Source organism: Paraburkholderia atlantica, assembly GCF_000092885.1.
GTDB classification, from domain to species: Bacteria; Pseudomonadota; Gammaproteobacteria; order Burkholderiales; family Burkholderiaceae; genus Paraburkholderia; species Paraburkholderia atlantica.
Map to the genome: position 1 here is coordinate 285,244 of NC_014118.1, position 24,911 is coordinate 310,154.

The 24,911-nt window shown below is 65.3% G+C and carries 24 protein-coding genes; 12 read left to right on the forward strand and 12 right to left on the reverse strand.

What is annotated here, in order from left to right; all coding sequences use genetic code 11:
* Nucleotides 1–10: 10 nt before the first annotated feature.
* The 3 genes from BC1002_RS17330 to BC1002_RS17340 form a co-directional block, all read right to left on the reverse strand.
* Nucleotides 11–1,192, reverse strand: a complete 1,182-nt coding sequence (locus BC1002_RS17330; RefSeq protein ID WP_013091294.1) for a porin — start codon at nucleotides 1,190–1,192, stop codon at nucleotides 11–13.
* A gap of 336 nt (nucleotides 1,193–1,528) precedes the next feature.
* Complete coding sequence (locus tag BC1002_RS17335; RefSeq protein WP_013091295.1) at nucleotides 1,529–2,644, reverse strand: succinylglutamate desuccinylase/aspartoacylase family protein; 1,116 nt, start codon at nucleotides 2,642–2,644, stop codon at nucleotides 1,529–1,531.
* 266 nt (nucleotides 2,645–2,910) lie between these two features.
* Nucleotides 2,911–3,693 (reverse strand): ABC transporter substrate-binding protein, encoded by a 783-nt coding sequence (locus BC1002_RS17340; RefSeq protein ID WP_013091296.1) that lies wholly within the window; start codon nucleotides 3,691–3,693, stop codon nucleotides 2,911–2,913.
* Between the two features lie 840 nt (nucleotides 3,694–4,533).
* Between BC1002_RS17340 and BC1002_RS17345 the strand changes: the two genes are divergently transcribed.
* Both BC1002_RS17345 and BC1002_RS17350 read left to right on the forward strand, forming a co-directional pair.
* Nucleotides 4,534–5,577: an extracellular solute-binding protein gene (locus BC1002_RS17345; RefSeq protein WP_041734916.1), complete on the forward strand. Its 1,044-nt coding sequence runs from the start codon at nucleotides 4,534–4,536 to the stop codon at nucleotides 5,575–5,577.
* Nucleotides 5,577–7,400: a GGDEF domain-containing protein gene (locus tag BC1002_RS17350; protein ID WP_013091298.1), complete on the forward strand. Its 1,824-nt coding sequence runs from the start codon at nucleotides 5,577–5,579 to the stop codon at nucleotides 7,398–7,400. Before BC1002_RS17345 ends, BC1002_RS17350 begins: the two co-directional genes overlap by 1 nt.
* Nucleotides 7,401–7,488: 88 nt before the next feature.
* On the opposite strand, the gene BC1002_RS17355 is transcribed toward BC1002_RS17350, so the two are convergent.
* Genes BC1002_RS17355 through phnG form a run of 7 tightly spaced genes read right to left on the reverse strand, consistent with a single transcriptional unit; the run spans nucleotide 7,489 to nucleotide 13,393 of the window.
* Nucleotides 7,489–8,622: an alpha-D-ribose 1-methylphosphonate 5-triphosphate diphosphatase gene (locus BC1002_RS17355; RefSeq protein WP_013091299.1), complete on the reverse strand. Its 1,134-nt coding sequence runs from the start codon at nucleotides 8,620–8,622 to the stop codon at nucleotides 7,489–7,491.
* A 36-nt stretch (nucleotides 8,623–8,658) separates the two neighbouring features.
* On the reverse strand, nucleotides 8,659–9,435 hold the full coding sequence (phnL, locus tag BC1002_RS17360) for a phosphonate C-P lyase system protein PhnL (RefSeq protein WP_013091300.1): 777 nt from the start codon (nucleotides 9,433–9,435) through the stop codon (nucleotides 8,659–8,661).
* 8 nt (nucleotides 9,436–9,443) lie between these two features.
* Complete coding sequence (phnK, locus tag BC1002_RS17365) at nucleotides 9,444–10,214, reverse strand: phosphonate C-P lyase system protein PhnK (protein ID WP_013091301.1); 771 nt, start codon at nucleotides 10,212–10,214, stop codon at nucleotides 9,444–9,446.
* Nucleotides 10,211–11,143 carry an alpha-D-ribose 1-methylphosphonate 5-phosphate C-P-lyase PhnJ gene (locus BC1002_RS17370; protein WP_013091302.1) on the reverse strand — a complete coding sequence of 311 codons (933 nt, stop codon included), beginning with the start codon at nucleotides 11,141–11,143 and terminating at the stop codon, nucleotides 10,211–10,213. Before BC1002_RS17370 ends, phnK begins: the two co-directional genes overlap by 4 nt.
* The gene (locus tag BC1002_RS17375; RefSeq protein WP_013091303.1) at nucleotides 11,140–12,276 is read right to left on the reverse strand and encodes a carbon-phosphorus lyase complex subunit; all 1,137 of its coding nucleotides are present in this window, start codon (nucleotides 12,274–12,276) and stop codon (nucleotides 11,140–11,142) included. Before BC1002_RS17375 ends, BC1002_RS17370 begins: the two co-directional genes overlap by 4 nt.
* Nucleotides 12,276–12,887, reverse strand: a complete 612-nt coding sequence (gene phnH / locus BC1002_RS17380; RefSeq protein WP_013091304.1) for a phosphonate C-P lyase system protein PhnH — start codon at nucleotides 12,885–12,887, stop codon at nucleotides 12,276–12,278. The genes BC1002_RS17375 and phnH overlap by 1 nt, the downstream gene beginning before the upstream one ends.
* The gene (gene phnG / locus BC1002_RS17385) at nucleotides 12,887–13,393 is read right to left on the reverse strand and encodes a phosphonate C-P lyase system protein PhnG (RefSeq protein WP_013091305.1); all 507 of its coding nucleotides are present in this window, start codon (nucleotides 13,391–13,393) and stop codon (nucleotides 12,887–12,889) included. The genes phnH and phnG overlap by 1 nt, the downstream gene beginning before the upstream one ends.
* 180 nt (nucleotides 13,394–13,573) lie before the next feature.
* Between phnG and phnF the strand changes: the two genes are divergently transcribed.
* Genes phnF through phnN form a run of 3 tightly spaced genes read left to right on the forward strand, consistent with a single transcriptional unit; the run spans nucleotide 13,574 to nucleotide 15,641 of the window.
* Complete coding sequence (gene phnF, locus BC1002_RS17390) at nucleotides 13,574–14,332, forward strand: phosphonate metabolism transcriptional regulator PhnF (RefSeq protein ID WP_013091306.1); 759 nt, start codon at nucleotides 13,574–13,576, stop codon at nucleotides 14,330–14,332.
* The gene (locus BC1002_RS17395; protein ID WP_013091307.1) at nucleotides 14,329–15,093 is read left to right on the forward strand and encodes a DUF1045 domain-containing protein; all 765 of its coding nucleotides are present in this window, start codon (nucleotides 14,329–14,331) and stop codon (nucleotides 15,091–15,093) included. The genes phnF and BC1002_RS17395 overlap by 4 nt, the downstream gene beginning before the upstream one ends.
* The gene (phnN, locus tag BC1002_RS17400; protein WP_013091308.1) at nucleotides 15,090–15,641 is read left to right on the forward strand and encodes a phosphonate metabolism protein/1,5-bisphosphokinase (PRPP-forming) PhnN; all 552 of its coding nucleotides are present in this window, start codon (nucleotides 15,090–15,092) and stop codon (nucleotides 15,639–15,641) included. Before BC1002_RS17395 ends, phnN begins: the two co-directional genes overlap by 4 nt.
* A 16-nt stretch (nucleotides 15,642–15,657) precedes the next feature.
* Here phnN and BC1002_RS17405 read toward each other — a convergent pair whose 3' ends face one another.
* Nucleotides 15,658–16,566 (reverse strand): LysR family transcriptional regulator, encoded by a 909-nt coding sequence (locus tag BC1002_RS17405; RefSeq protein WP_013091309.1) that lies wholly within the window; start codon nucleotides 16,564–16,566, stop codon nucleotides 15,658–15,660.
* A gap of 111 nt (nucleotides 16,567–16,677) precedes the next feature.
* Between BC1002_RS17405 and BC1002_RS17410 the strand changes: the two genes are divergently transcribed.
* Nucleotides 16,678–17,868 carry a M20 aminoacylase family protein gene (locus tag BC1002_RS17410; protein WP_013091310.1) on the forward strand — a complete coding sequence of 397 codons (1,191 nt, stop codon included), beginning with the start codon at nucleotides 16,678–16,680 and terminating at the stop codon, nucleotides 17,866–17,868.
* A 103-nt stretch (nucleotides 17,869–17,971) separates the two neighbouring features.
* Here BC1002_RS17410 and BC1002_RS17415 read toward each other — a convergent pair whose 3' ends face one another.
* Nucleotides 17,972–18,796 carry an IclR family transcriptional regulator gene (locus BC1002_RS17415; RefSeq protein WP_013091311.1) on the reverse strand — a complete coding sequence of 275 codons (825 nt, stop codon included), beginning with the start codon at nucleotides 18,794–18,796 and terminating at the stop codon, nucleotides 17,972–17,974.
* Between the two features lie 253 nt (nucleotides 18,797–19,049).
* Between BC1002_RS17415 and BC1002_RS17420 the strand changes: the two genes are divergently transcribed.
* The 6 genes from BC1002_RS17420 to denD all read left to right on the forward strand — a co-directional run bounded on the left by BC1002_RS17420 (nucleotide 19,050) and on the right by denD (nucleotide 24,596).
* Complete coding sequence (locus tag BC1002_RS17420) at nucleotides 19,050–19,754, forward strand: FadR/GntR family transcriptional regulator (RefSeq protein WP_013091312.1); 705 nt, start codon at nucleotides 19,050–19,052, stop codon at nucleotides 19,752–19,754.
* A 72-nt stretch (nucleotides 19,755–19,826) separates the two neighbouring features.
* Nucleotides 19,827–20,717, forward strand: a complete 891-nt coding sequence (ltnD, locus tag BC1002_RS17425) for an L-threonate dehydrogenase (RefSeq protein WP_013091313.1) — start codon at nucleotides 19,827–19,829, stop codon at nucleotides 20,715–20,717.
* Nucleotides 20,718–20,732: 15 nt separating this feature from the next.
* Nucleotides 20,733–22,061 (forward strand): 3-oxo-tetronate kinase, encoded by a 1,329-nt coding sequence (gene otnK, locus BC1002_RS17430; RefSeq protein ID WP_013091314.1) that lies wholly within the window; start codon nucleotides 20,733–20,735, stop codon nucleotides 22,059–22,061.
* Nucleotides 22,058–22,720 carry a 3-oxo-tetronate 4-phosphate decarboxylase gene (gene otnC, locus BC1002_RS17435; protein ID WP_013091315.1) on the forward strand — a complete coding sequence of 221 codons (663 nt, stop codon included), beginning with the start codon at nucleotides 22,058–22,060 and terminating at the stop codon, nucleotides 22,718–22,720. The genes otnK and otnC overlap by 4 nt, the downstream gene beginning before the upstream one ends.
* Before the next feature lie 61 nt (nucleotides 22,721–22,781).
* Nucleotides 22,782–23,582, forward strand: a complete 801-nt coding sequence (otnI, locus tag BC1002_RS17440; RefSeq protein ID WP_013091316.1) for a 2-oxo-tetronate isomerase — start codon at nucleotides 22,782–22,784, stop codon at nucleotides 23,580–23,582.
* A 33-nt stretch (nucleotides 23,583–23,615) separates the two neighbouring features.
* Nucleotides 23,616–24,596 (forward strand): D-erythronate dehydrogenase, encoded by a 981-nt coding sequence (gene denD / locus BC1002_RS17445; RefSeq protein ID WP_013091317.1) that lies wholly within the window; start codon nucleotides 23,616–23,618, stop codon nucleotides 24,594–24,596.
* The last annotated feature ends 315 nt before the right edge of the window (nucleotides 24,597–24,911 follow it).

Consider the following 24,911-nt stretch of genomic DNA (forward strand, 5'->3'; position numbering starts at 1 on the left):
AACCGTCTGCTTAGAACTTGTGACGCATACCGACGCGGAACGCAAGCTGGTTGTCGGCGCCGACGCCCGACGTGTTGAAGTAGCTCGTGCTCGAACCGATCTGTGCCTGCAGGTCGCCACTTGCGGCGTTGTGACCCGACGCGATCTGATAGATGCCCAGCACGTACACGTCCGTGCGCTTCGACAGCGCGTAGTCGCCGCTCAGATTCACCTGGTTCCAGTGACCGACGTTCGCGCCGCTCAGGTGCATGTACGTGTAGCCCGCGCCTGCCGTGATAGCCGGCGTGACCGCGTACTTCGCGCCTGCTTCGTAGGCTGCGAACGTGGTCGAGCCGCCCGAGATCGGCGCGAGGCGCGTGTTCGTGTACAGGGCCCACAGCGTCGCCGGGCCGAAAGCGTAGCGGCCGCCAACGCCGAATGAGCGCAGATCCTGGATCTGGCCGGTGCCGAGCGACGGGAAGCTCACGTTAGCCAGCGAAGTCGAGAAGGCCGGCGATGCCTGGCCCGGGTAACGGATGTCCGTGTACGCTGCGCCGATACCGAACGGGCCGTTCGCGTAGTTCGCGCCGAAGCTGTATGCGCGCGACGAACCCGCAACCGGTGCAGCCGACGTGCCCGTAGCCGGCGTGCCGGCAAAGCCGCCTGCCGTGTTCGAGAAGCCGTACATCGCGCCGAAGGTCAGGCCCGAGAAGTTCGCGCTGCTGAACTTGACCGAGTTGTTGATACGGCTCGACGTGAGCTGGTCGACGTCGTTGATGTGGTAAGCGTAGTTACCCGCGACGGTCAGACCGCCGGTCGAGTAGTTCGAGCCGAGGTAGTCGGTCGAGAACGAGTACTGGCGGCCGAACGTCAGCGAACCGATGTTGTTCTGCGACACACCGACATAGGCCTGGCGGCCGAACATCGCGCCGCCCTGGCCGGCGGTGCCGTTACCGCTGTTGAAGCCGTTTTCCAACACGAACAGCGCCTTCAGGCCGTTGCCGAGGTCTTCCGTGCCGCGCAGGCCCCAACGGCTGCCTTGTGCGACGCCGTCGTCGTACTTGGTCAGGCTGCTATTGCCGGTGGACGTTTTCGAGTTGTTCACGTAGCTGATACCCGCGTCGATCACGCCGTACAGCGTGACGCTGCTTTGTGCGTGAGCGGCGGAGGCGAAGACGGCAAACGTAGCGGCGGTCAGGATCTTCTTGTTCAAAATACTTCTCCGAGTTAGCGAATTTTGGCGATCGCGACGCGCTGCTCTGCGGCAACGTCGCGCGATGGCCGGCAATTTAAGGGAACGCTGAGTAAGGTATGTGACAGTGAAAAATTTTTTCCACGCTGTCGTGTCGGCGCGACAGTTTGCGTGTGCACCGGGGGCGGGTGTAGCGGGGGCGGGGCGGGTCGATCGACCCTGGAGCGAGGCGGGGCGTGTGGCAGCGAATCGCCCGCCGGGCGGCGGGCGATCGGTTACTTCAACTGTTGCGTGAAAATTCAGTTACATCGTCGGCTGCGGCGGCATCGGCGGTCGCAGCGGCGTTGGCGTCAGTTGTCAGTTGCTCAGCAACGAGCCGCTGCGGAACGGCGTTGCGCCGGCGATGCGCGCGAACTCGAGGCCGGCCGTCGCGAAACGCGCCAGATGCCGCGCGTAAAGCACGCCGGCCACGGTGTTTTTGATCGTGACGACGCGGTCCGTCAACGGATCGACGATGTCGGCGATTTCCTGGCCCACGTCCACCCACGTGCCGACCGGGCAGCGATACACGAGCACGCCGCTGATCGGCGCGACGAGCGGCTCGGCGCCCGCGAGCGGCGTGGCCGCGAATTCGAGCGGCGGCAGCGGCGCCGGCTCGCCGTCGACCACGCCGCGCAAGGTCAGATACTCGATGATCGCCTGCGCGTCCTTTTCCGCGTACTCGTGCGACACGTCGCGCTGGCCGCGCAGTTCGATCGTGACCGAGATGCCGCCGTTCGGGATCGGGAAGCGCTCGCCGAAACGGCCGCGCAAATCCGACCAGCAGAAGCTGTGGATCTCGTCGAACGGATTGCCGACCGAGTTCAGCGCGAGCAGCGACGCCTTCGCATCGATGTAGCGCGCGAGCGGCTCCACCTCGGGCCACAGGTCCGGATTCGTATACAGGTGCATCGCGGCTTCCCAGTCGCAATGCAGATCGAGCACCACGTCGGCGTCGTACGAGAGTTTTTGCAGCGCGAGGCGTTGCGAGCCGAGTTCGGTGGTCGGCTGCTGCGCGTCGAGCGCTTCGCGCATCGCCGTGCGGATGGCGGCGCGGTTCTCATCGATGTCGCCGGTCAGACGCGACTCGATGATCGGCAGCACGAGTTCCGCGAGGTCGTAGAAGTTGCGGTTGAAGTTCTGCGCGCTGCCGGTTTCGAAGCGCCCGAGCATCTGGCCGAGCAGATGCTGGTTCAGGCCGATCGGATTCGGCACCGGCACGACCACGACTTCGCCGCGCAGCTTGCCCGCGCCTTCGAGCGCGGCCAGCTTGCGGCGCAGCGACCACGACACCAGCATGCCGGGCAGTTCGTCCGCGTGCAGCGACGACTGAATATAGATTTTCTGGCCGCCGCCGGGACCGTAGTGGAAACTCGTCAGTTCACGGGCGGTGCCAAGCGACGGGGCAATCAGCGGATGGGTCTGGGTTTGCATGGTTTTGGCTTCGCGGCCCGCTTGGAGCGGCCGCGCTAGGTAATTGATTGCAAGGGGGAAAATGCGCGCTGGCTGCGCGCGAGGTCCGCGTGCGCGGACCGCGGCCACCTGTCTCCCAGCGACCGCGTGTTGCACGATCTTAGCCGATATGCCGCACCATGTGGCTTCATGTGGATAGATGTGGAGCCGCAAAACAAAACGGGCTCCGCGTCGCGGAGCCCGTTTCGGACAAGCTGCCGGCGCGCCGTGCGGCGCGCGTGGGCGATTTAGCTGCCGTACACGTCGAAGTCGAAGTACTTCTTCTCGATCTTCTTGTAGGTGCCGTCCTTGATCATGTCGGCGATCGCCTTGTCGACCTTCGCCTTCAGATCGGTGTCTTCCTTGCGCATGCCGATGCCGGCGCCGTTGCCGAGGATCTTCGGATCGTCGAGGTTCTGGCCGACGAACGCGAAGCCTGCACCGCGCGGCGTCTTCAGGAAGCCCTGCTCAGCCTGCACCGCATCTTGCAGCGCTGCGTCGAGACGGCCCGAGATCAGGTCGGCGTAGACCTGGTCCTGGTTCTGATACGGCACGACTTTCGCGCCCTTCGGCTCCCAGTAGGTCTTCGCGTAGGTTTCCTGGATCGTGCCCTGTTCGACGCCAACCGACTTGCCCTTCAGTGATTCAGCGGTCGGCAGGATGCCCGAACCCTGTTTCGCAACGAGGCGCGTCGGCGTGTTGAACAGCTTCGACGAGAAGGCGACCTGTTCGGCGCGTTGCGGCGTCATCGACATCGACGACAGCACGCCGTCGAACTTCTTCGCCTTCAGTGCCGGGATCATGCCGTCGAAGTCGTTTTCCACCCACACGCACTTCGCACCGACGCGCTTGCAAATTTCGTTGCCGAGGTCGATATCGAAGCCAACGAGCTTGCCGTCCGCGCCTTTCGACTCGAACGGGGGATAGCTGGCATCAACGCCAAAACGGATCGTCGACCAATCTTTAGCGTGTGCGCCAATGGAGACGGTGGCGATCAAAGCAACCGTCAAAGCCGCTAGCAGTTTCTTCACTATTTTTACTCCTCGGTGTAGTTCAATTTCGCCCTCGGCGGTTGTGCCGCCTTGGGACGCCCGGCGCGACTCGCAAACGGGCTTCCGGTCAGGATGCAAGCCGGGGTGGCCTGCAACGCGCGCCAAGCTTATCAGTTCAAAAATATTGGGAAGCTAGTAAAACACCGGATGGCGCAGAAGGAGGCCCTCTAGAGCGACGCTTTCGCCCCAAGCCGATGTGACCGGATCGTACACCGTTGGTGGGGTTTGCGGAACGCGGGTCCAATACGCGAGCGGTAATACGGTGGGCCGGTGAGCGTATTCGACTGGTTTTTACGACGGTTTTCTCGCGAGTTCACCGACAAGCAGTTTGAAACGCGGGTTTGAAACGTGGACGGATCGTTAAAGCTCGCAGCTGAATTTGCCGTTATTTAACAGCGGTCTCGAGACCATTGGCTTACACGTTATTACCAGCGTCGATATTTTTGCGCGGCTCGTTTCGAGCCTGTGCAAAAACCAAGGCTTTTGGCGCTATCATCGATGCTCCCTGCGTAGGACGCCGACCGCCCGCGCAGGCGCGGATCGCACCGAAGGAAATCGTCGGACAGCCGTCAAGATTCAAATGCCGCGCGTTTGCGCAAGATCAAAAGGCCTTTCTGCACAACGGTGTTATTCATGCGCACGATGTCGTTCACGGCGAATCAAACAGGCTGTTGTAAACAGACTTTTAAGCGACAAATCGCGAGCGTCGGTGCGCCGGTTCGCGCGGCATTATTGCAGCGCCGTTTTTTTGTTGGCTTTTTGTCGGGAATTACATCGGGATTTACATCGATTGGCGTATCGGGATTTTGGTGCGACGTTTTGCCCCGCACGTTGCGCGTTCTGACCGGCGCACTGCTGTGCGCGGGTTTCGCCGCGGCCACGCCCGCCGCGGCCGCCGACAAACTGCTGCACGTACTCGCATGGCCCGGCTACGCGGACCCGGATGTCGTGAAGGCGTTCGAAGCGCGCTACGGCGTGAAGGTCGAGGTCACGCTCGTCGATTCCGACGAAGCACTGTGGGCGCAGATGCACAGCAAGGGCGCGCCGCCGTTCGACGTACTCGCCGCCAACACCGCCGAAATCCGCCGCTATACGCAGGCTAATCTGCTTGCGCCGCTCGATCTCGCGAGTCTGCCCAATACGAAGAAGCAGTTGCCGCGTTTCCAGGCGCTCGGCTCGATCGGCGGCCTGACGTCGGCGGGCAAGGTGTACGCGATTCCGTTCACCTATTCGTCGATGGGCCTCATCTACGATCGCAAGCAGATTCCGGTGGCGCCGCATTCGATGCTCGAACTGTGGAACCCGCGCTATCGTGGCAAGGTGCTCGACTTCAATAGCGCGCAGCACAATTTCTCGTTTACCGCGCTCGCGCTCGGGTATCCGCATCCGTTTCAGCTCGACCCCGCGCAGATGCGCAGGATCGCGCACAAGCTCGTCGATCTGCGCCGCAATCTGCTGACCTACTACACGCTGCCCGAGGAGGCGACCGCTTTCTTCATCCAGCACAAGGTCGCGCTGATGTTCGGCAACTACGGCACGCAGCAGGTGCAGTTGCTGCGGCGCGCGGGCGCCGACGTCGGCTATGTGATTCCGGACGAAGGCGCGCTCGCGTGGCTCGACTGCTGGTCGATGACGCGCGCGGCGAGCGACCAGCCGCTCGCGCTCGCGTGGATCAACTACATGCTCGAGCCGAGCGTGAGCGCGTTGCTGACACAGCGCCAGGGCCTCGCGAATACGCTGACCGAGCCGGCCGAAGGCAACCCCAACGCGCACATCGTCTGGATCAGTCCGGTCGAGGATATCGACCGCCGTGAGCAGTTGTGGACGCGCATCGTGTCGGGCGACCGTTCGGAGCGCTTCTGATGCTGCATCGCGGCCTGACCTTCAAGCTATCCGTGCTGCTCGCGTGCATCGGCGTGCTGGCGTCGGGCGCGACCGGCTATTACGCGTATCGCGCGAATCGCACGATGCTGGTCAACGAAGCCGAGCACAGCCTGCAGACTTCGACGGAGCTGCTCGGCCAGCGCATTGCCGTATCGATCGACGACGTCGCGGCGGACGCGCTGGTGCTCGCGACGATGCCGTCGTCGGTGAGCGTCGCGCAGACCGACGACGGCATCGGCCCGAACCTCGGCCGCGAGCGGCTCGCGCAGGTGTATTCGAGCTTCATGCTGCACCACGCGGAGTATCTGCAGGTGCGGCTGATCACGCGGCAGCATCACGGGCTCGAGCTGATCCGATTCGATCGCGACAGCGACGGTCTCGTGCGCGTACAGGGCGACGATCTGCAGGAGAAAGCTCAGTTTCCCTACGTATTCGAAACGCTCGCGTTTTCGCCGGGCCGCATCTACACATCGCCGATTTCGGTCAATCACGAATACGGCACGCATGCGGCGCAAGGCAGGCCGACGCTGCGTCTCGGCACGCCGATCGCGGATGCGCGCGGCACGGTGGTCGGCGTCGTCGTCATCGACATCGATCTGGCCGGCATGCTGCGGCGTTTGCAGAGCGATCTGCCGAGCGACTATCAGGTCTATCTGGCGAACGAGTGGGGCGACTTCCTGGTTCATCCCGACGCGTCGAAGACCTTCGGTTTCGACCGCGGCCGGCGCGTGCTGATGCAGGACAGCTTTCCGGTCACGAGGCAGCTGTTCGAGCAACGGCAGAGCGAAGTGCTCGTCAACGGTCTCGCGAGGCCCGATGAGGCGGAAGGGCACGTGCTCGCGTTCGTGCGGCGGCCGTTCGGCGGTTCGGAGGGCAATCGCTTCATCGTGCTCGGTCTCGCGAAGCCGCTCGAGGACGTGCTGAGCGGCGCCAATCAGCTCGGCACGCGGATCATCCGCATGGTGCTGGTCTTCAGCGCTTTGTCGCTACTGCTGGCAATTCTGTTCGCGCGGGCGCTGACCAAGCCGCTTCATCTGCTCGCGTATGCGGCGACGCATCTGTTCGCCGAGCACGCGATGCACACGTTGCCGCTCAAACGCACCGACGAAATCGGCGTGCTCGCGCGCTGCTTCGAGCGTTTGCGTCGTGAAATCCGCGCGCAGATGGATGCGCTGCACAGCAAGCAGAGCGAGCTCGTGCATCTGGCCTCGCACGACGTGCTGACCGGCTTGCCGAACCGCATGCTATTCATGCAGAAGCTCGAGAACGCGATCGAGGAGGCAAGGTTCCGCCGCGAAGGCCTCGCGGTGCTGTTCGTCGACCTCGACCGCTTCAAGCAGATCAACGATCAGTTCGGTCACTCCGTTGGCGACAAGGTGCTGGTCGCGGTCGCGCGCCGTCTGAAGGACGTGCTGTATGCCGGGGACGTGGTCGCCAGGCTCGGCGGCGACGAATTCATCGTGCTGATCGAAGGGCGGCGCGCGGCCGAGGTCACGCCCGAAATCGCCGAGCGCATCATGGATGCGCTGAACAAAACGCTGAGCGTCGACGGCAATAGCATGACGGTCGGCGCGAGCATCGGCATCAGCGAGTTCCCGCACGACAGCGGCAATGCCGAGGAACTGCTGCTGAACGCCGATGCCGCGATGTATGCGGCGAAATCGGGTGGCCGTTGCGGGTATCTGCGCTATCAGGATCTGCTTGCCATGCGGCTCCACGAACAGGCCGAGCAGGCCCGGCTCGCCCAGGCGCACGCCGCGCGCGATGCGACCGAGGGGCGCGAGGCGGAGCCCACCGCGTGATGCGGTGTTATCCGCGCCGCTGAGCGTTTTCTATTGCCACGCCGCGATTGCGCCGCGTGCGCCTTTTTGCTGCAACCTGCCAGCCCACTCAGACGATCCGCACCCCGCCGCGATAAGTCGCGCGCGGCACCGGCAGCCTGTCGAGCATCGTCACGCGCACGAGATCCGCACGCAAGCCCGGCTCGATCGCGCCGCGGTCCGTGAGACCTGCGGTGCGCGCCGGTTCGGCCGAGACCGTTGCCATCGCGCGCGGCAGCGACCAGCCCGCTTTTTCGACGAGATCGAACACCGCGGTCAGCAAGCTCGACGGCACGTAATCCGACGACAGAATATCGAGCAGATCGGCGCGCGCGAGTTCGAGCGCCGACACGTTGCCCGAATGCGAGCCGCCCCTCACGATGTTCGGTGCGCCCATGATGGTCGCGATGCCGTGCTCGCGCGCGGCCTGCGCGGCGATGCGCGTGGTTGGGAATTCAGCCAGCACGATGCCCTCGGCCTTCGCCTGTTCGACGTGCTCGATCAACGTGTCGTCGTGGCTCGCGACCGGAATGCCGAGGCGCCGGCACCGCGCGACGATCTCGCGGCGATGCTCGTCCGCGTAACGCTCCTGTTCGACCGCGAGTTCGGCGAGCGTGCTCGCGACACGCTCGTCGCTCATCTTGCCGTTGCGCTCCTGGAAGCGGCGCCATTGCTCGCGGTCGTGCCATTGGCGCTGCCCCGGCGTATGGTCCATCACCGACGCGAGCCGCAACAGCGGATGCGCGCACAGCGAATCGAATACCTCGAGCACGTCGGCGGTCGCGATCTCGCAGCGCAGATGCAGAAAGTGTTCGGCGCGCAGCAATCGACGCGTGGACAGCCGCAGCAGCGACTCGGCGCATTGCGTTTGCACGTGGCGGTTACGCAGCCCAACGCTGGAGCGCGAGCCGATCGCGAGCGCGTCGAATACCGTCGTGATGCCGGCGGCGGCCACCTGCGCGTCGTGGATTACGAAGGCCGCGTCGGTATTCCATTCGACGCCGGGACGCGGCACGAGGTGCTTCTCGAGATTATCCGTATGCAGTTCGATCAGACCGGGCAGCAGATAATCGCCGTCCCAGTCCTCGGCGTTGCGCGCCGAACCCGCACCGCGTTCGACGTCGCGAATCACGCCGTCTTCCACGCGCACGGTGCCAATGAATTCTTCGTCTCGCGTCACGATGCGAGCGTTGCTGATCAACATCGACTTGCTCCGTAGTCAGTCGGGACTGGTGTCAATTTAGTGGCGCAGCGGCGGCCGCAGTTCCAGGCGGCGCGTCGCGACCTTGTTGCGAGTCTCTTCGTCGTGAAAGATACCAACGATCGCCGCGCCGCGCTCGCGCGCCTCGACGATCAGATCGGCCACAACGTCGCGATTTTCGGCATCGAGAGAAGCGGTCGGTTCGTCGAGCAGCAACAGCGGATGTTCGGCGATCAAACCTCGCGCGATGTTCACGCGCTGCTGCTCGCCGCCCGAAAACGTCGCGGGCGCGAGCGACCACAGACGTTCCGGCACGTTGAGCCGCGCGAGCAATTCAGCGGCGCGCGCATTTGCCTCGGGTTCCGCGATGCCGTGCAGCACCAGCGGCTCGGCGACGAGCGCAAGCGTCGGCACGCGCGGAATCACGCGCAAAAACTGGCTCACATAGCCGACTACGCTTCGGCGCAGACGCAGCACGTCACGCGGTTCGGCGCCCGTGATCGTGACGGGCCGGCCCTGATCGCTGGTGTCGCGAATCGCGATCGAGCCGGTGCTCGCCAGATAGTTGCCGTACAGACAGCGCAGCAGCGTGCTTTTGCCCGCGCCCGACGGTCCGACCAGCACCACGCACTCACCGCGCTCGACTTCGAGCGATACGTTCGCGAGCGCGTCGATCCGCGCACCGCCCTGGCCGTGCAGCGTGAAAGTCTTGCCGATGCCGGTGGCGCGCAGCATCAGCGCCGCGTTGTCGGCGAAAGCGCGCTCGCCGTGACGTGCAGCGCTGCCCGCATCAGTTACTACTGCAGTGGATTGCATTGTGAGCCTCAAACCGGCAGAACCGAGGAAACCAGCGTTTGCGTATAAGGGTGCTGCGGATCGTCGAGCACCTGGTCGGTCAGACCCGCTTCGACGACTTCGCCCGCCTGCATCACCATCAGCCGATGCGCGAGCAGACGCGCGACGCCGATGTCGTGCGTGACGATCAGCACCGACAGATGCAGCGTCGAGGTCAGCGTGCGCAACAGATCGAGCAGACGCGCCTGCACGGACACGTCGAGACCGGCGGTCGGTTCGTCCATGAACACCAGACGCGGACCGGTGACGAGATTGCGCGCAATCTGTAGACGTTGCTGCATGCCGCCCGAAAACGCGGCGGGAAATTCGTCGATGCGCATTGGATCGAGTTCGACGCGCTCCATCCATTGCGTGGCCGTGCGGCGAATCTCGCCGTAGTGGCGCGCGCCGACCGCCATCAATGGCTCGCCGATATTGGCGCCGGCCGATACGCCGCTGCGCAGGCCGTCGCGCGGATTCTGCTGCACGAAGCCCCATTCGGTGCGCATCAGCAGACGGCGGCGCGGCTCCGACAGCGCGCGGAGATCGAGTGAATCGCCGTGCGACGCGGTGTAGTGCAGCGAGCCGCTATCGGCCTCGGTCTTCAGCGCCAGCGTGCTGAGCAGCGTGGTCTTGCCCGAGCCCGATTCGCCGACGATGCACAGCACCTCGCCCGGATACAGATCGAAGCTCACGTTGCGGCAACCGTTGCGGCCGCCATATTGTTTGGTCAGCGCGCGGGCGCTCAGAAGCGGCGTCATGCGGATTCTCCTTCGCGCGTGGCGTGGGGCAGCGCTGCTTGCGGTTCGATCTCGCCGTCGCCGCGCCGCTCGTGACAGTAGTCGCTATCCGAACAAACGAACATGCGCGTGCCGGCGTCGTCGACGATCATCTCGTCGAGAAAGCTTTCCTTCGATCCGCACAACGCGCACGCGTGCTGCCACTTCTGCACTTCGAACGGATGATCGTCGAAGTCGAGGCTGCGCACCGGCGTATAGGGTGGAATCGCGTGGATGCGGCGCTCGCGGCCCGCGCCGAACAGTTGCAGCGCGGCGTTCATATGCATCTTCGGATTGTCGAATTTCGGGATCGGCGACGGCGATGTCAGATAGCGATGATTGACGATCACCGGATAGTCGTACGTGGTCGCGATGCTGGCGTGATGCACGATGTCCTCGTACAGCTTCACGCTGATCAGCCCGTAATCGGCGAGCGCATGCAGCTTCTTGCATTCGGCGACGCGCGGTTCGAGCCGGAACAGCGGCTCGGGCATCGGCACCTGATAGACGAGGATCTGCTGCTCGGTCAGCGGCGTTTCGGGAATCCGGTGCCGCGTCTGGATGATCGTCGCCTCGCTCGTGTGCCGGGTGGTCGCCACGCCGGTGGTGCGCGCGAAGAAGCGGCGGATATTGACGGCATTGGTGGTTTCGTCGGAGCCCTGATCGATGACCTTCAGCGTGTCCGTCTTGCCGATGATCGCGGCCGTCACCTGGATGCCGCCGGTACCCCAGCCGTACGGCAAGGGCATTTCGCGCGATGCGAACGGCACCTGGTAGCCCGGCACGGCGACTGCCTTCAGCAGCGCGCGGCGCAGCATGCGCTTGGTCTGCTCGTCGAGATACGCGAAGTTGTAGCCGTGTGCGGCGCTGTCGTATGAGGTGTTTGCAACGGCGGTGTCGGGCGCGTTCATGCTGCTAGCTCCTTGTCGGTAGTGTTGCCTGCTTCATCGTTGCTGTGGTGCTGCGCGCGCAAGCGCCGCACCAGTTCCAGCTCCGCCTGGAAGTCGACGTAATGCGGCAGCTTCAGATGCTGCACGAAGCCCGACGCCTCGACGTTATCGCTGTGCGACAACATGAATTCGATGTCCTGCGTCGGCGACGCGAGCGTCTCGCCGAGTTCTTCGGCACGCAATGCGCGATCGACCAGCGCCATCGCCATCGCCTTGCGCTCCGAGTGGCCGAACGCGAGACCGTAGCCCTGCGTGAAGGTGGGCGGCACCGCGCTGCTGCCCGCGAACTGGTTGATCATCTGGCATTCGGTGACATCGATATCGCCGATGTCGACCGCTTCGCCGAGTTCGTCGAGGTCCATTTCGACCGCGATCGTGCCGAAGCGGATCTCGCCCGCGAACGGATGCGAGTGCGCGTAGCCGCGTTGCGTCGCATAGCCCATTGCGAGCAGAAAGCCTTCGTCGCCACGCGCGAGGTTCTGCAGACGCGTCGCGCGGCTCGCCGGAAACGCCAGCGGTTCGCGCGACAGATCGCCGGGTTCCGCGCCATTCGGTGTTGGACGCTCCTGTTCGATCAGCCCTTCCTTGTCGAGCAGCGACACGACGCGCGGCATCGCTTCCTGCGCGGTCGGTTCTTGCGAAACCGGCGCATTGGCTTGCGTCACGTACTGCCGCGTGTCGTCGCCATCGGCGAGCAACGCGAAATCGAGCAGACGCTGCGTGTAGTCGTAGGTCGCGCCGAGCAGCTGGCCGCCGGGCACGTCCTTGAAGGTTGCCGAGATGCGCCGCTCGACCTGCATCGTTTCGGTATCGATGGCGCGCGTATAGCCGAAGCGCGGCAACGTGGTGCGATACGCGCGCAGCAGGAAGATCGCCTCGACCAGATCGCCGGCCGCCTGCTTGATTGCGAGCGCGGCAAGCTCCTCGTCGTAGACCGAGCCTTCGGTCATCACACGCGCGACCGCGAGCCGCAACTGCTCCCGAATCTGCGCGACGCTCAGTTCGGCGATCTGCTTATCGCCGCGGCGCGCTTTGTCGAGCAGGCGCCACGACGCTTCGATCGCGCGCTCTCCACCTTTGACGGCAACGTACATCAGTTCACCTTCGCTTCAGTTGTGCGCGGCAGGCCGATCACGCGCGGGCCGCAAACCAGATAACAGTCGATGCCGCATGGAAACAGCGGCGCGAGCATCGCGCGTTCTTGCCAGAACCGCGCGGGAAGACCGACCGGCGAAATCGTTTGAGTGTCCAGAATGCCGGGGCCGCTCAGCGTGACCGGTGCGCCGCCCGTCAGCGCGTCGACGCGGATCAGCAGCGTGGCCGATTGCTCGGGCGACTCGGCGCTGCCGGGCGCGAAGTTTTCGAGCGACGGCAATGCGTCGGCATCGTGCACATAGACGAATGCGGCGTCGCCGGGCGCATCGACGAGCGGCGCGCCGGTATGAAAACGCACCGCCGACGCGAGCGCGGTATCAGGCTGCGCGAGCCAGACCGGTGTCGCGTAGTCGCAGAGCGTCAGCAGCGCAGCGAAGGCGGCGGGTTCGACCGGCGTGTTGCGCAACTCGGGCAGCACATCACGAATCACGCCGATCGTGCCGGGGCGCGACAACGCGTCGAGCAGCGTGCGAAACACGGCCTGGGTGTCGTGGACCGGGTCCGCGAAACCCGGTGTCAGCGTGGACAACGCAATCGGTGAACGTTCCATCAGTCGCCTCGCACCATCGTGAAGAATTCGACGCGCGTCGCCGCGGCGTCCTGCTGCTGTTGCTCGCGCCGCGCCTTCTGTTGCGCGGCGAACGGCGCGATCAATTGACGATGCAGGCTGTCGTGATGCTCGGGCATCTGTAGCAAGGCATCGGCGAGCGCCGCAAGTTCGGCGCGACGGCGGTCGCGTCCCAGATGACAGGCGACGCCGACGGTGGCCTCGGCGTCGCCGCTGGCATGCAGACGCAGCGTGGCGCGCGTGACCGTCGCTTCGCCGAGATTGAAAGGATCGCCGCTGCCGCCGATGCGCCCCCGCACCATCGCGAGGCCGATTTCAGGAGGGCGGAGCCAGTCATAGGCAGGGGTAGGTTGACCGTGCAACGCGCGCTGCAGCGCGGCTTCGAGGTCGGCGCGCGGCGTGCGGGCCAGCACGGCCATCCAGGCGCGCCGCGCCGCCGAAGACACGGCGGGCAACGGCGCAGAAGGCGGAACGGAACTCGGGCTCATCGGATTTCCTGTCGATCCATCGAGTGGACATTGGAGCATCTATTCATCTAAACGTCTAGACGTTTACAGGCATAGTTGTCTGGACTGTGGTGCGCGGCGGACGTTTCATATTTCCATCACGGCTTGGGCACTACAATGCACGTCATGGCGATCATTTGAACCGAAGGGAATGACAGCACCATGACATCGAACGACAGCGCGGCGCCAGCCACGATGCTCGAACGCGGCGCGGGCGTGGCCGTCTGGAGACAGATCGAACAGATTCTCGCCGCCGAGATTGCGGCGAGCGGATTCGGGGAAGAAGGGCGGCTGCCGAGCGAGGGTGAGTTGGCGAAGCGTTTCGACGTCAACCGTCACACGGTGCGTCGCGCGATGCTCGGCCTCGCAGCGCTCGGCCTCGTCAGTGTCGAGCAGGGGCGCGGCACATTCGTGCAGCCCGGCGCGATCGACTATTCGATCGGCCGTCGTACGCGTTTCACCGAAAACCTGCGTCAACAACATCACTCGCCCGGCGGCACGATGCTGTCGGGCGCGCGTGTGAAAGCCGAGCCGAGCGTCGCGAAGGCACTGGGTCTGCGCGCGGGCGCGGCAGTCTATCGGATCGAATCGCTGAACGAGTCAGACGGCGTGCCGCTTACGTTCGCGCGCAGCTGGTTTCCGGCCGCGCGTTTTCCGGAGCTGCCGGAGGTCGTGGAACGCCTCGGCGGTACGACGAAGGCGCTGGCCGAATTCGGCGTGGACGATTATCTGCGCAAGTGGAGCCGCATCGGCAGCGTACTGCCCGAGCCTGAGGTCGCGCGGCGGCTCAACATCAACCGTCAGCAGCCGGTGCTATGGGTCGAGAACGTCGACGTCGATCTGCAAGGCACGCCGGTCAAATACGGCTTCACGCATTTCGCGGCCGACCGCGTGCAACTGCTCGTGGAGCATGACCTGTGAGCGGCCCGGCATGGAGTGACGACGCGCGCTTTGCGCTGTACTACGCGCCGTCGTGTGAATCGGCGTGGTGGCGGGCCGGCTCGACATGGCTCGGCCGCGATGCGCGAAGCGGCGAGCGCTGCGCGCAGCCGCAGCCGCCTGGCCTGACGCGCCCGCTTGCCGCGTTGACCGACTCGCCGCGCCGCTATGGCTGGCATGGCACGCTGATCGCCCCGTTCCGGCGCGGCGCCGGCGTCACGCAGCACGACGTACTTGCGGCCGCGCGCGCGTGGGCGCTCGCGCAGCAGCCGTTCGCGTTGCCGGTGGAAGCGGCCACGCTGGGAGACTTCGTCGCATTGCGACCGGCCGATGCCGATGGCGAGACGCGCATTTGCGAGCTCGCGTCGAACGCGCTGGAGTCGCTAGACGGGCTGCGCGCGCGACCGTCTGCGGCCGATCTCGAGCGCCGGCTCGCCGCGCCGCTCAGCGAACGGCAACGTGCGTTGCTGCTGCAATGGGGCTATCCGTACGTGTTCGAAGAGTTCCGTTTTCATATGACGCTGTCCAGTTCGCTCGCCGATGCCGACGAGCGCGCGACGCTGCTCGCATGGTGGCGTGAGCGCACGCCCGCGCTCGGGCCGCTGGCTGTCGATCAGGCCGCGCTGTTCGTCGAGCCGGCGCCAGGCGAGCCGTTCGTGCTGTGGCAGCCACTGCCGTTTAGCGACGGCGCGCAACACGGCGATCGCAGCGACGAGCAGCAAGACGAGGTAAGCAGCCAATGAATGGGCGTTTGATCTATGTGATGGGGCCGTCTGGCGCAGGCAAGGATTCGTTGCTGCAGTTCGCGCGCACACGGCTCGCCGGCGAGCCGGTCGTGTTCGCGCATCGTTACATCACGCGGCCGAGCGGCCATGGCGAAGTGCATGTCGCACTGAGCGTCGAGGAGTTCGCCGCGCGCTCGGTGCTGGGCCTGTTCGCGCTCGAATGGTCGAGCCATTCGCTGCACTATGGCATCGGCATCGAACTCGATGCGTGGCTGGCGCGCGGCTGCACGGTGGTCGTCAACGGCTCGCGGCAGTACCTGCAGCATGCGCTCGCGCGCTATCCACGCGCGGAAGTGGTGCACGTGAGCGCCGCGCCGCATATTCTCGAAGCGCGGCTCGGCGCGCGGGCGCGCGAATCGTCGGAGCAGGTCGCGGCACGGCTCGCGCGGCGCGCGCCGTTTGCGTTGCCGGCCGGCGTGCGCTGCACGACGATCGATAACTCCGGCACGCTCGAAGAAGCGGGGCACGCGTTGATCACGGTGCTCAAGGAGCAGGTGAGCGTGTAACGCAGCCACGCGGCCTTTACTGCACGTCTCCCATCCGCTCCCGCGTGACCTGCCGCAAACATGCGACGAACTGCTGAACGGCCGGCGTCGGCAGCAGATCGCGTCGTGAGATGATGCTCAGATCGTAGTTCGGCAGCGCGTCTTCGATCTGCGCGACGCGAATGCCGAGCGGCGCGACCCGCTGCGCGAGCGGCCGCGTGAAGCAGCTGATCACGTCGGTCTGCGATACGAGGCGGAGCGTCACCGCAAACGACGACGGCGCGCGCAGCAGCCGCTTCGGCAGCGGCAGACCATGCGTGCTGAACATCGCCATCATCACGCTGTGCGGGAAGTGATCGGCGCCGACCGTGACGATCCACTCGGCGTCGAGCAGCTCGGACAGACGCGTTACGTTCGCGAGCGGATGCCCGGCGCGCATCGTGACGACGAACTGCGTCGAGTACAGCGGCACCTGCACCAGATCGTTATCCAATGCCAGAACGTGATGGATCGCCGCGAGATCGAGTGTGCCGTTGCGCAGACGCGCGAGCGCATCGGGCACCGTCACTTCCTCCAGATGCAGACTCACGAGCGGCATCTTCTCGCGAAAGCTCGATACCGCGTGCGGCAGCACCGTCAGCGCGAGCGATGGCATCGTGCCGACGCTGACCTTGCCGGCCAGCTCGCCCTTCACCTGCTCGACGGCCTCGACGGTGCGGCGCATGTCGCCTAGCAACTGCTCGGCTCGCGGCAACAGCGCGAGCCCGCACGCGGTCAGCTCGATGCCGCGCACGCTGCGCACCATCAGTTCCGCATTGAGCGCGCTTTCCAGCTCGCGAATCGTATGCGTGACGGCCGGCTGCGTGACGCCGAGCTCACGCGCGGCGGCGCGCAGACTGCGGTGATGCGCGGCGGCGACGAAAGCCTGCAACTGCTGCGGTTTCATCAGGGCAATCCCGTATATAAGAGCTGTTAATCAGGGTGAAAAAAATAGCATCTTATTCGAACAAAACGACATGGATATAGTGCGAGGCTACTCACTGGAGCCATGCAAACTATGAACGAGACCCCGCGTTTGACCGAAGTGTCCGATCTGGAACCTGCCGCCGCGAGCCTGCGCGAGATTCGCCATCACATTCACCACCATCCCGAGCTCGCATACGAGGAAGTGCGAACCGCGGCGCTCGTCGCGGAAAAACTCGAACAGTGGGGCTGGCAGGTCACGCGTGGGGTCGGCAAGACCGGCGTGGTCGGCACGCTGAAAGTGGGCGACGGTAAGAGCAGCATCGGCATTCGCGCGGACATGGACGCGCTGCCGATCCTCGAACAGACCGGCTTACCGTACGCGAGCGGCACCCACGGCAAGATGCACGCGTGCGGCCATGATGGTCACACGACGATCCTGCTCGGCGCCGCGCAACGTCTCGCGGCCACGCGCAATTTCTCGGGCACCGTGCATCTGTATTTCCAGCCGGCCGAAGAAAGCGGCATCGACAGCGGCGCGCTGAAGATGATCAACGACGGCCTGTTCGAGCGCTTCCCGTGCGACGCCGTGTTCGGCCTGCACAACCATCCGGGCGCGGAGCCCGGCATGCTGCTGTTTCGCAAGGGGCCGTTCATGTCGGCGGGGGACAAGGCGACCATCACGGTCGAAGGCGTCGGCGGCCATGCGGCGCGTCCGCATCTGACCGTCGATCCGGTCGTGGTCGCCGCGAGCATCGTGATGGCGCTGCAGACGATCGTCGCGCGCAATGTCGATCCGTCGCAGCCGGCGGTGGTGACGGTGGGCTCGATGCATGCGGGCACCGCGAACAACGTGATTTCGAGCAGTGCGCGGCTCGAACTGAGCGTGCGCTCGTTCAGCCCGGAAGTGCGTGAGTTGCTGAAGCAGCGCATCACGGAGCTGGCCGAGTCGCAGGCCGCGAGCTATGGCGGCAAGGCGCACGTCGAGTACATCGAAGGTTATCCGGTCGTCATCAACACGGACGCCGAAACGGATTTCGCGGTGCAGGTCGCGCGCGAGCTGGTCGGCGACGACAAGGTGGTCGAGCAGACCGACATCCTGATGGGCAGCGAGGACTTCGCATTCATGCTGCAGAAGCGGCCGGGCACGTTTCTGCGCATTGGCAACGGCGTCGGCGAGGACGGCTGCATGGTGCACAACCCGCACTACGACTTCAACGACCGCAGCCTGCCGATCGGCGCGGCGTTCTGGGCACGGCTGGTGGAGCGCTATCTCGCGCAGTGAGCGATAAGAGTAAATGCCGCCGCGCGCAGCAAACGCGCGCGCTCGGCGGCTGATCCCCGCACGGCCAGAACCGCGACGCCGCTCGGCCAGGTAGCCGAATGCGTCAGCCGCGCCGCGCGACCATCTCCGAGACCGTCTGCGCGGCTTGCTGTAGCGGTTCCAGAAACGCCTTCACCATCTGTTTGGCGGAATTGCGCTGCGCGTTGCCGCTGATGTTCATCGCCGCAATCACGCGGCCCTGGCGATTGCGAATCGGCGCGGACAGCGAGATCAAACCGCCTTCGAGCTCCTGATCGACGATCGCCCACCCCTGGCGACGCACCTGCTCGATCACCTTCTTCAACTCTTCCTTGTCGGTGATGGTGCGCGGCGTGTGCGCGTAGAGCGGCGACGAGTTCAGCGTCGCGTCGAGCGTTTCCTCGTCGAGCGAGGCGAGCAGCACGCGGCCCATCGACGTGCAGTACGCAGGCAGGCGGCTGCCGATCGACAGGTTGATCGTCATGATCTTGTGAGTCGGCACGCGCAGCACGTAGACGATCTCGGTGCGATCGAGCACGGCCGCCGAGCAGCTTTCGTGCACCTGTGCCGACAGGCTCTCCATCACCGGTTCGGCGAGATTCCAGAACGGCATCGAGGTCAGATACGCGAAGCCGAGGTCGAGAATCTTCGGCGTCAGACGGAACAGGCGTCCCTCGGCTTCCACGTAGCCCAGCGTTTGCAGCGTCAGCAGAATCCGGCGTGCGCCGGCGCGCGTGAGGCCGGTCGCCGCGGCGACGTCGGTGAGCGTCTGTTCGGGGCGCGTCGCGTCGAACGCGCGGATAACCGCGAGGCCCCGCGCGAAAGACTGCACGTACGAGTCGCCCGGTTTCTCCGGAGCCGGTTCGACGTTGGCGGGCGCGACGGAAGACGGCGGCAGGGCTTTGCTCATGGACCTTGATCGTGGTTGCAAAAGAGTGCGCGCGCAGGACGCGCGACGCCCGTTCGTTTCGATGCGGCGCCGCGCTTAGTTTGCGGCGCAAAGGCGAGACGATAGCTTAAGCCTTCTATTTCGCCAAATAACGCCGATTCGTGCAAAAAACCCAGGGTTTGCGTGGATGCGATTCGCGTCTCAAAATTTGTATGATGACCACATAACATGACCAGTTAGCGGCACCCGATTCCATCGATCCAATCGATCCACCATGTTCGACAAGATTCCCTCGCGCGCTTTGAGCGACACCGTCGCGCAGCAACTGCTGAAGCAGATCGACAAGGGCACCTTCGCGCGCGGCGCCAAGCTGCCGACCGAGGCCGTGCTCGCGCAACAGTTCGGCGTGAGCCGCACCGTGATTCGCGAGGCGCTGTCGCGGCTAAAGAACGAGGGGGTGGTCGAGCCGCGCCAGGGCAGTGGGGTGTTCGTCGCTGGGCACGGCACGATCCGCCCGCTGCGGATCGACTACGCGGAAGCCGTCGAGCCGGGCTCGGTCGTGCAGATTCTCGCGCTGCGCCGCGCGATCGAGGCCGAGGTCGCGTCGGAAGCCGCAATGCGTCGTAGCGATGCCGACATGGCCGCGATCGACGCCGCGCTCGCTCAGATTGAGCGCGCGGTCGCCAATGGCGAAGACGGCGTCGCCGAAGACGTCGCGTTTCATCGCGCGATCGCGGCTGCGACGGGCAATCCGTATTTCCTGAAGACGTTGACGTTCCTCAACCAGTATCTCGAAGCGGGCACGGTCGTCACGCGCCGCAACGAGGCGCTGCGCGAGGACTTCTCGCGGCAGGTGCGCGAGGAGCACGCGGCGATCGCCGCGGCGATTCGCGCCGGCGATCCGATGGCGGCGCGCAATGCCGCGCAGACGCATCTGTACAACGCGGCGCGGCGGCTTGCCGAGGCGGGCATCGCCTGACGCGCAGAAGGCGCGCGGTGATTCCTCCGCGCGCGAACGCACCAACGCAGCACCAATCCATAGAGGTCACGCATGTCGAGAAATGTCGGTGTCATCGGTCTAGGGGCCATGGGGCTCGGCGTCGCGCGCTCGCTGTTGCGAGCGGGCTTCAAGGTCCACGCGTGCGACTTGCGGCGCGACGTGCTGCAGGCGTTCGTCGCTGAAGGCGGTGTCGGCTGTGCGACGCCCGCGGAGCTCGGCGCGCAGTGCGAGGTCGTGATCACGCTGGTCGTCAATGCTGCGCAAACCGAGGCCGTGCTGTTCGGTGAGCACGGCGCGCTCGCGGCGATGAAGCCGGGCGGCGTCGTGATCGCGAGTGCCACGGTGGCGCCGGAGTTCGCAAGCGATCTCGCCAGGCGCGTCGAGGCGGCCGGTCTGCAGATGCTCGATGCGCCGGTATCGGGCGGCGCGGCGCGCGCGGCCTCGGGCGAGATGACGATGATGACGTCCGGTCCGGCAGCCGCCTACGCCGCATGCGAAGACGTGCTCGCCGCGATCGCCGGCAACGTGTATCGGCTCGGCGTCGCGCATGGCGCGGGCTCGAAGGTGAAGATCATCAACCAATTGCTGGCCGGCGTGCATATCGCGGTGGCCGCCGAGGCAATGGCGCTCGGCCTGCGCGAAGGCGTCGACCCTGACGCGCTGTACGACGTGATCACGCACAGTGCGGGCAATTCGTGGATGTTCGAGAACCGCGTGCCGCATATTCTCGCGGGCGATTACACGCCGCTGTCTGCGGTCGATATTTTCGTGAAGGACCTGGGTCTCGTGCTCGATACCGCGCGTCGCACGAAGTTTCCGCTGCCGCTGTCGGCGGCCGCGCATCAGATGTTCATGATGGCGTCGACGGCGGGCCACGGCGGGGAGGACGACTCGGCTGTCGTGAAGATATTCCCCGGCATCGAATTGCCGGCGAAGCAATAACGAGAGGGCGTGCTCATGACGGCTCAAACGAAACCCGCACTGCTCGGCTGCATCGCCGACGATTTCACCGGCGCCACCGATCTCGCCAACATGCTGGTGCGCGGCGGCATGCGCACGGTGCAGACGATCGGCGTGCCCACCTCCAACGAAGCGCCGGGCGCCGATGCGCTCGACGCCGACGCACTCGTCGTCGCGCTGAAGTCGCGCACGATCCCCGCCGCCGACGCGGTCGCGCAATCGCTGGCCGCGCTCGCCTGGCTGCGCGCGCAAGGCTGCCGGCAATTCTTCTTCAAGTACTGCTCGACCTTCGATTCGACCGATGCGGGCAACATCGGCCCGGTAACCGATGCGTTGCTGAACGCGCTGTCCGCCGAGTTCGCTGAGCGCGCGTCGTTCACGATCGCGTGTCCCGCGTTTCCCGAGAACGGCCGCACGATTTTCCGCGGCCATTTGTTCGTCGGCGATGCGTTGCTCGACGAGTCGGGCATGGAGAATCATCCGCTGACGCCGATGCGCGACGCGAACCTCGTGCGCGTGTTACAGCGGCAAACGCAGTCGAAGGTCGGGCTCGTGCGTTACGACCAGGTCGCGCAAGGCGACGCGGCCGTGCGCGCCGCATTCGAAGCGCTGCGCGCCGACGGCGTGCGCATCGCGATTGCCGATGCGGTGTCCGACGCCGATCTGCACACGCTCGGCGCGGCCTGCGCGGACCTCGCGCTGATCACCGGCGGCTCCGGTGTCGCGCTCGGCTTGCCGGCCAACTTCCGGCGCGCGGGTCTGCTCGGCGAGCAAACCCATGCCGCGCAATTGCCGCGCGTGGAAGGTTTGTCGGCGGTGCTCGCGGGCAGTGCGTCGAAGGCGACCAACGCGCAGGTCGCCGCCTGGTGCGCGACGCGGCCCGCGTTCCGCATCGATCCGCTCGCGGCGGCGCGCGGCGAGGACGTCGTCGCCGAAGCGCTCGAGTTTGCGCAACAGCGCTTCGTGCACGCGGAGCCGGTGCTGATCTACGCGACTGCATCGCCCGACGAAGTGCAGGCCGTGCAGCGCGAACTCGGCGTCAACGAGGCCGGGCATCTGGTCGAGAAGACGTTGGCATCGATTGCGCGCGGCCTGCGCGAGCTAGGCGTGCGCAAGTTCGTCGTCGCGGGCGGGGAGACCTCGGGCGCGGTCGTGCAGGCGCTCGACGTGCATATGCTGCGCATCGGCGCGCAGATCGATCCGGGCGTGCCGGCCACGGCAACGACCGAAGCGGAACCGCTCGCACTCGCCCTGAAATCCGGCAATTTCGGCACCACGGACTTTTTCGACAAGGCGCTGCGCCATCTCGACGGAGCCGCGCAATGAGCGGCGCACCGGCACTTCACAGCTCCGCCGAAGCGCGCGTGCGCGAGGAAATCTGCGCAGTCGGCGCGAGTCTGTATCAGCGCGGCTATACGGTCGGCAGCGCCGGCAACATCAGCGCGCGGCTCGACGATGGCTGGCTGATCACACCGACCGACGCCTGTCTCGGTCGCCTCGATCCGGCCGATATCGCGAAGGTCGACGCAAACGGTCACGCGATGTCGGGCGGCAAGCCGTCGAAAACGCTCGCGCTGCATCGCGGTATCTACGCGCGCAACGGCGAGGCGCGCGGCATCGTCCATACCCATTCGACGCATCTGGTCGCATTGACGCTCGCGGGCGTATGGAGCGAAGCCGACGTGTTGCCGCCGATCACGCCGTACTACGTGATGAAAGTGGGCCACGTACCGCTGATTCGCTATCAACGTCCCGGCGATCCGCAAGTGGCAGCGCAGATCGCACAGCTGGCCGATCGCGTGCGCGCGGTGCTGCTCGAACGTCTGGGGCCGGTGGTGTGGGAGCGCTCCGTCGCGCACGCATCGTATGCGCTCGAAGAACTCGAGGAGACCGCGCGCCTGTGGCTGATGACGAATCCGCGGCCCGCGCCGCTCGACGCCGCCGCGATCGAAGAACTCCGTGCCGCGTTCGGCGCGCGCTGGTAGCAGCGCGCATTACTGATCAACGCAACGCATCGTATCGCACCGTCTTAAAGGAGCTGTCGCCATGCCTCGCTTCGCCGCCAATCTGTCGATGATGTACAACGAGCACGCGTTCCTCGACCGCTTCGCCGCCGCCTCGCGCGACGGTTTCAACGCGGTCGAATTCCTGTTTCCCTACGAGTTCCGCGCCGGCGAGCTGAAGTCGCGGCTCGACGCGCACGGTTTGACTCAGGCGCTGTTCAATGCGCCACCGGGCGACTGGAGCGTCGGCGAGCGCGGTCTTGCGTCGCTGCCGGGGCGCGAGGATGAATTCCGCCGCAGCATCGATACGGCACTCGAGTACGCGCGCGTGCTTGGCAATCGCAAGCTGCATGTGATGGCTGGGTTGATCGCCGGCGATCGAGCGGGCGAAACGCAGCGCAAAACGCAACGCGACGTGTATCTGAACAACCTCGTCTATTCCGCACGAGTCGCACAGGCCGAACAGATCACGGTCGTCATCGAACCGATCAATACGCGCGACATGCCCGGCTATTTCCTCAATCGACAGGACGACGCGCAAGCGATCTGCGCCGAAGTCGGCGCGCCGAATCTGAAGGTGCAGTTCGATTGCTATCACTGCCAGATCGTCGAGGGCGATCTCGCGATGAAGCTCAAGCGCGATATGGCCGGCATTGGTCACATCCAGGTTGCGGGCGTACCCGAGCGGCATGAGCCGGACATCGGTGAGCTGAACTATCCGTACCTGTTCGATCTGATCGATGCGCTCGGCTACGACGGCTACATCGGCTGCGAATACCGGCCGCGCGCGGGTACCTCGGCAGGACTTGGATGGCTGAAGCCTTATCTCGATGCGCCGCGCTGACTCTTTCCGACAACCATTGACGGACACGTAACCATGAAAGTACTGATCACCGGCGGCGCCGGTTTTCTCGGCCAGCGTCTCGCGCGCGAACTGCTCGCACGCGGCGTGCTGAAGGATGCGCACGGCGCACCGCAAACGATCACCGGGCTGGTGCTGCTCGACGTCGTGCGCGCCCACGATTTCGGCGATGCGCGCGTGCGCACCGAAGTCGGCGATATCGCGGAACGCAGCGTGCTCGAACGCGTGATCGACGATCAAACCTCGGCGATCTTTCATCTCGCTGCGATCGTCAGCGGCCAGGCCGAGGCGGACTTCGATCTCGGCATGCGCATCAATCTCGATGCGTCGAGGCTGCTGCTCGAAGTCTGCCGACAGCGCGGGCATCAACCGCGCGTCGTGTTCACCAGTTCGGTCGCGGTTTACGGTGGCGATCTGCCCGCGGTCGTACAGGACGACACCGCGCTGAATCCGCAGTCGTCGTATGGCGCGCAGAAGGCGATCGCGGAACTGCTGCTCAACGATTATTCGCGGCGCGGTTTCGTCGATGGCCGCGTGCTGCGGCTGCCGACCATCAGCGTGCGGCCGGGGCGGCCAAATGCGGCGGCCTCGTCGTTTGCGAGCGGCATCATCCGCGAGCCGCTCAATGGCGAGGAGGCCGTGTGTCCGGTCGCCGGCTCGACGCGGCTGTGGCTGCTGTCGCCGCGCAAGGCAATCGACAGCCTGATCGCCGGTCTCGAACTCGATGGCGCCGCGCTCGGCAAGCAGCGCGCGGTGAATCTGCCGGGCCTGTCGGTCAGCGTCGACGAAATGATCGCGGCACTGCGCGAGGTCGCGGGCGAGAAGGTCGCGGGCCGCATCGTGCGGCAGCCGGACGAGCGCATCGAGAAGATCGTCGGCAGCTGGCCCGGTGCGTGGGATACGTCGCGCGCCGAGCGGCTCGGGCTTGCCGCCGAGCGCGATTTCGCGGACGTGATCCGCGGTTACATCGCCGATGAAGGCATCGAAGTTCGCTGAAGATCACCCCTCCGCGTATTCCCTGGTGTCGCCTGGCACGGCCTTCGGCCGTGCTTGACACGCTTTGACGCCCACGCCTATTATCGAGCCTGTTTTGTTCGATATATGACCTTGTGTTCGTATATAGAACATAAGGGCGGGCAAGGAAGGCGCAACAGCTATAACGGTCGTCACTCCCAAGCCCATCGTTCACGATCCTGCGCTAAGCTGCCTTGACGTATCGGCCGCCACGCCGCTGCCGTTTTGCAGCTTCCCGCGCGCGGCCATTGCCCCCCGGCCGATGCCTCGGCGCATCGAACCGGCGTCACCGGTGCA

Excerpts from the sequence above, each read along its gene's own strand:
- otnC (WP_013091315.1), top strand. The coding sequence starts at position 22,058 with ATGAGCGGCGCACCGGCACTTCACAGCTCCGCCGAAGCGCGCGTGCGC.
- BC1002_RS17375 (WP_013091303.1), bottom strand. The coding sequence starts at position 12,276 with ATGTACGTTGCCGTCAAAGGTGGAGAGCGCGCGATCGAAGCGTCGTGG.
- phnK (WP_013091301.1), bottom strand. The coding sequence starts at position 10,214 with ATGACGCCGCTTCTGAGCGCCCGCGCGCTGACCAAACAATATGGCGGC.
- BC1002_RS17410 (WP_013091310.1), top strand. The coding sequence starts at position 16,678 with ATGAACGAGACCCCGCGTTTGACCGAAGTGTCCGATCTGGAACCTGCC.
- phnG (WP_013091305.1), bottom strand. The coding sequence starts at position 13,393 with ATGAGCCCGAGTTCCGTTCCGCCTTCTGCGCCGTTGCCCGCCGTGTCT.
- denD (WP_013091317.1), top strand. The coding sequence starts at position 23,616 with ATGAAAGTACTGATCACCGGCGGCGCCGGTTTTCTCGGCCAGCGTCTC.
- phnL (WP_013091300.1), bottom strand. The coding sequence starts at position 9,435 with ATGCAATCCACTGCAGTAGTAACTGATGCGGGCAGCGCTGCACGTCAC.
- BC1002_RS17405 (WP_013091309.1), bottom strand. The coding sequence starts at position 16,566 with ATGAAACCGCAGCAGTTGCAGGCTTTCGTCGCCGCCGCGCATCACCGC.
- BC1002_RS17415 (WP_013091311.1), bottom strand. The coding sequence starts at position 18,796 with ATGAGCAAAGCCCTGCCGCCGTCTTCCGTCGCGCCCGCCAACGTCGAA.
- BC1002_RS17370 (WP_013091302.1), bottom strand. The coding sequence starts at position 11,143 with ATGAACGCGCCCGACACCGCCGTTGCAAACACCTCATACGACAGCGCC.
- BC1002_RS17355 (WP_013091299.1), bottom strand. The coding sequence starts at position 8,622 with ATGTTGATCAGCAACGCTCGCATCGTGACGCGAGACGAAGAATTCATT.
- phnH (WP_013091304.1), bottom strand. The coding sequence starts at position 12,887 with ATGGAACGTTCACCGATTGCGTTGTCCACGCTGACACCGGGTTTCGCG.
- phnF (WP_013091306.1), top strand. The coding sequence starts at position 13,574 with ATGACATCGAACGACAGCGCGGCGCCAGCCACGATGCTCGAACGCGGC.
- otnK (WP_013091314.1), top strand. The coding sequence starts at position 20,733 with ATGACGGCTCAAACGAAACCCGCACTGCTCGGCTGCATCGCCGACGAT.
- otnI (WP_013091316.1), top strand. The coding sequence starts at position 22,782 with ATGCCTCGCTTCGCCGCCAATCTGTCGATGATGTACAACGAGCACGCG.
- phnN (WP_013091308.1), top strand. The coding sequence starts at position 15,090 with ATGAATGGGCGTTTGATCTATGTGATGGGGCCGTCTGGCGCAGGCAAG.
- BC1002_RS17350 (WP_013091298.1), top strand. The coding sequence starts at position 5,577 with ATGCTGCATCGCGGCCTGACCTTCAAGCTATCCGTGCTGCTCGCGTGC.
- BC1002_RS17335 (WP_013091295.1), bottom strand. The coding sequence starts at position 2,644 with ATGCAAACCCAGACCCATCCGCTGATTGCCCCGTCGCTTGGCACCGCC.
- BC1002_RS17420 (WP_013091312.1), top strand. The coding sequence starts at position 19,050 with ATGTTCGACAAGATTCCCTCGCGCGCTTTGAGCGACACCGTCGCGCAG.
- ltnD (WP_013091313.1), top strand. The coding sequence starts at position 19,827 with ATGTCGAGAAATGTCGGTGTCATCGGTCTAGGGGCCATGGGGCTCGGC.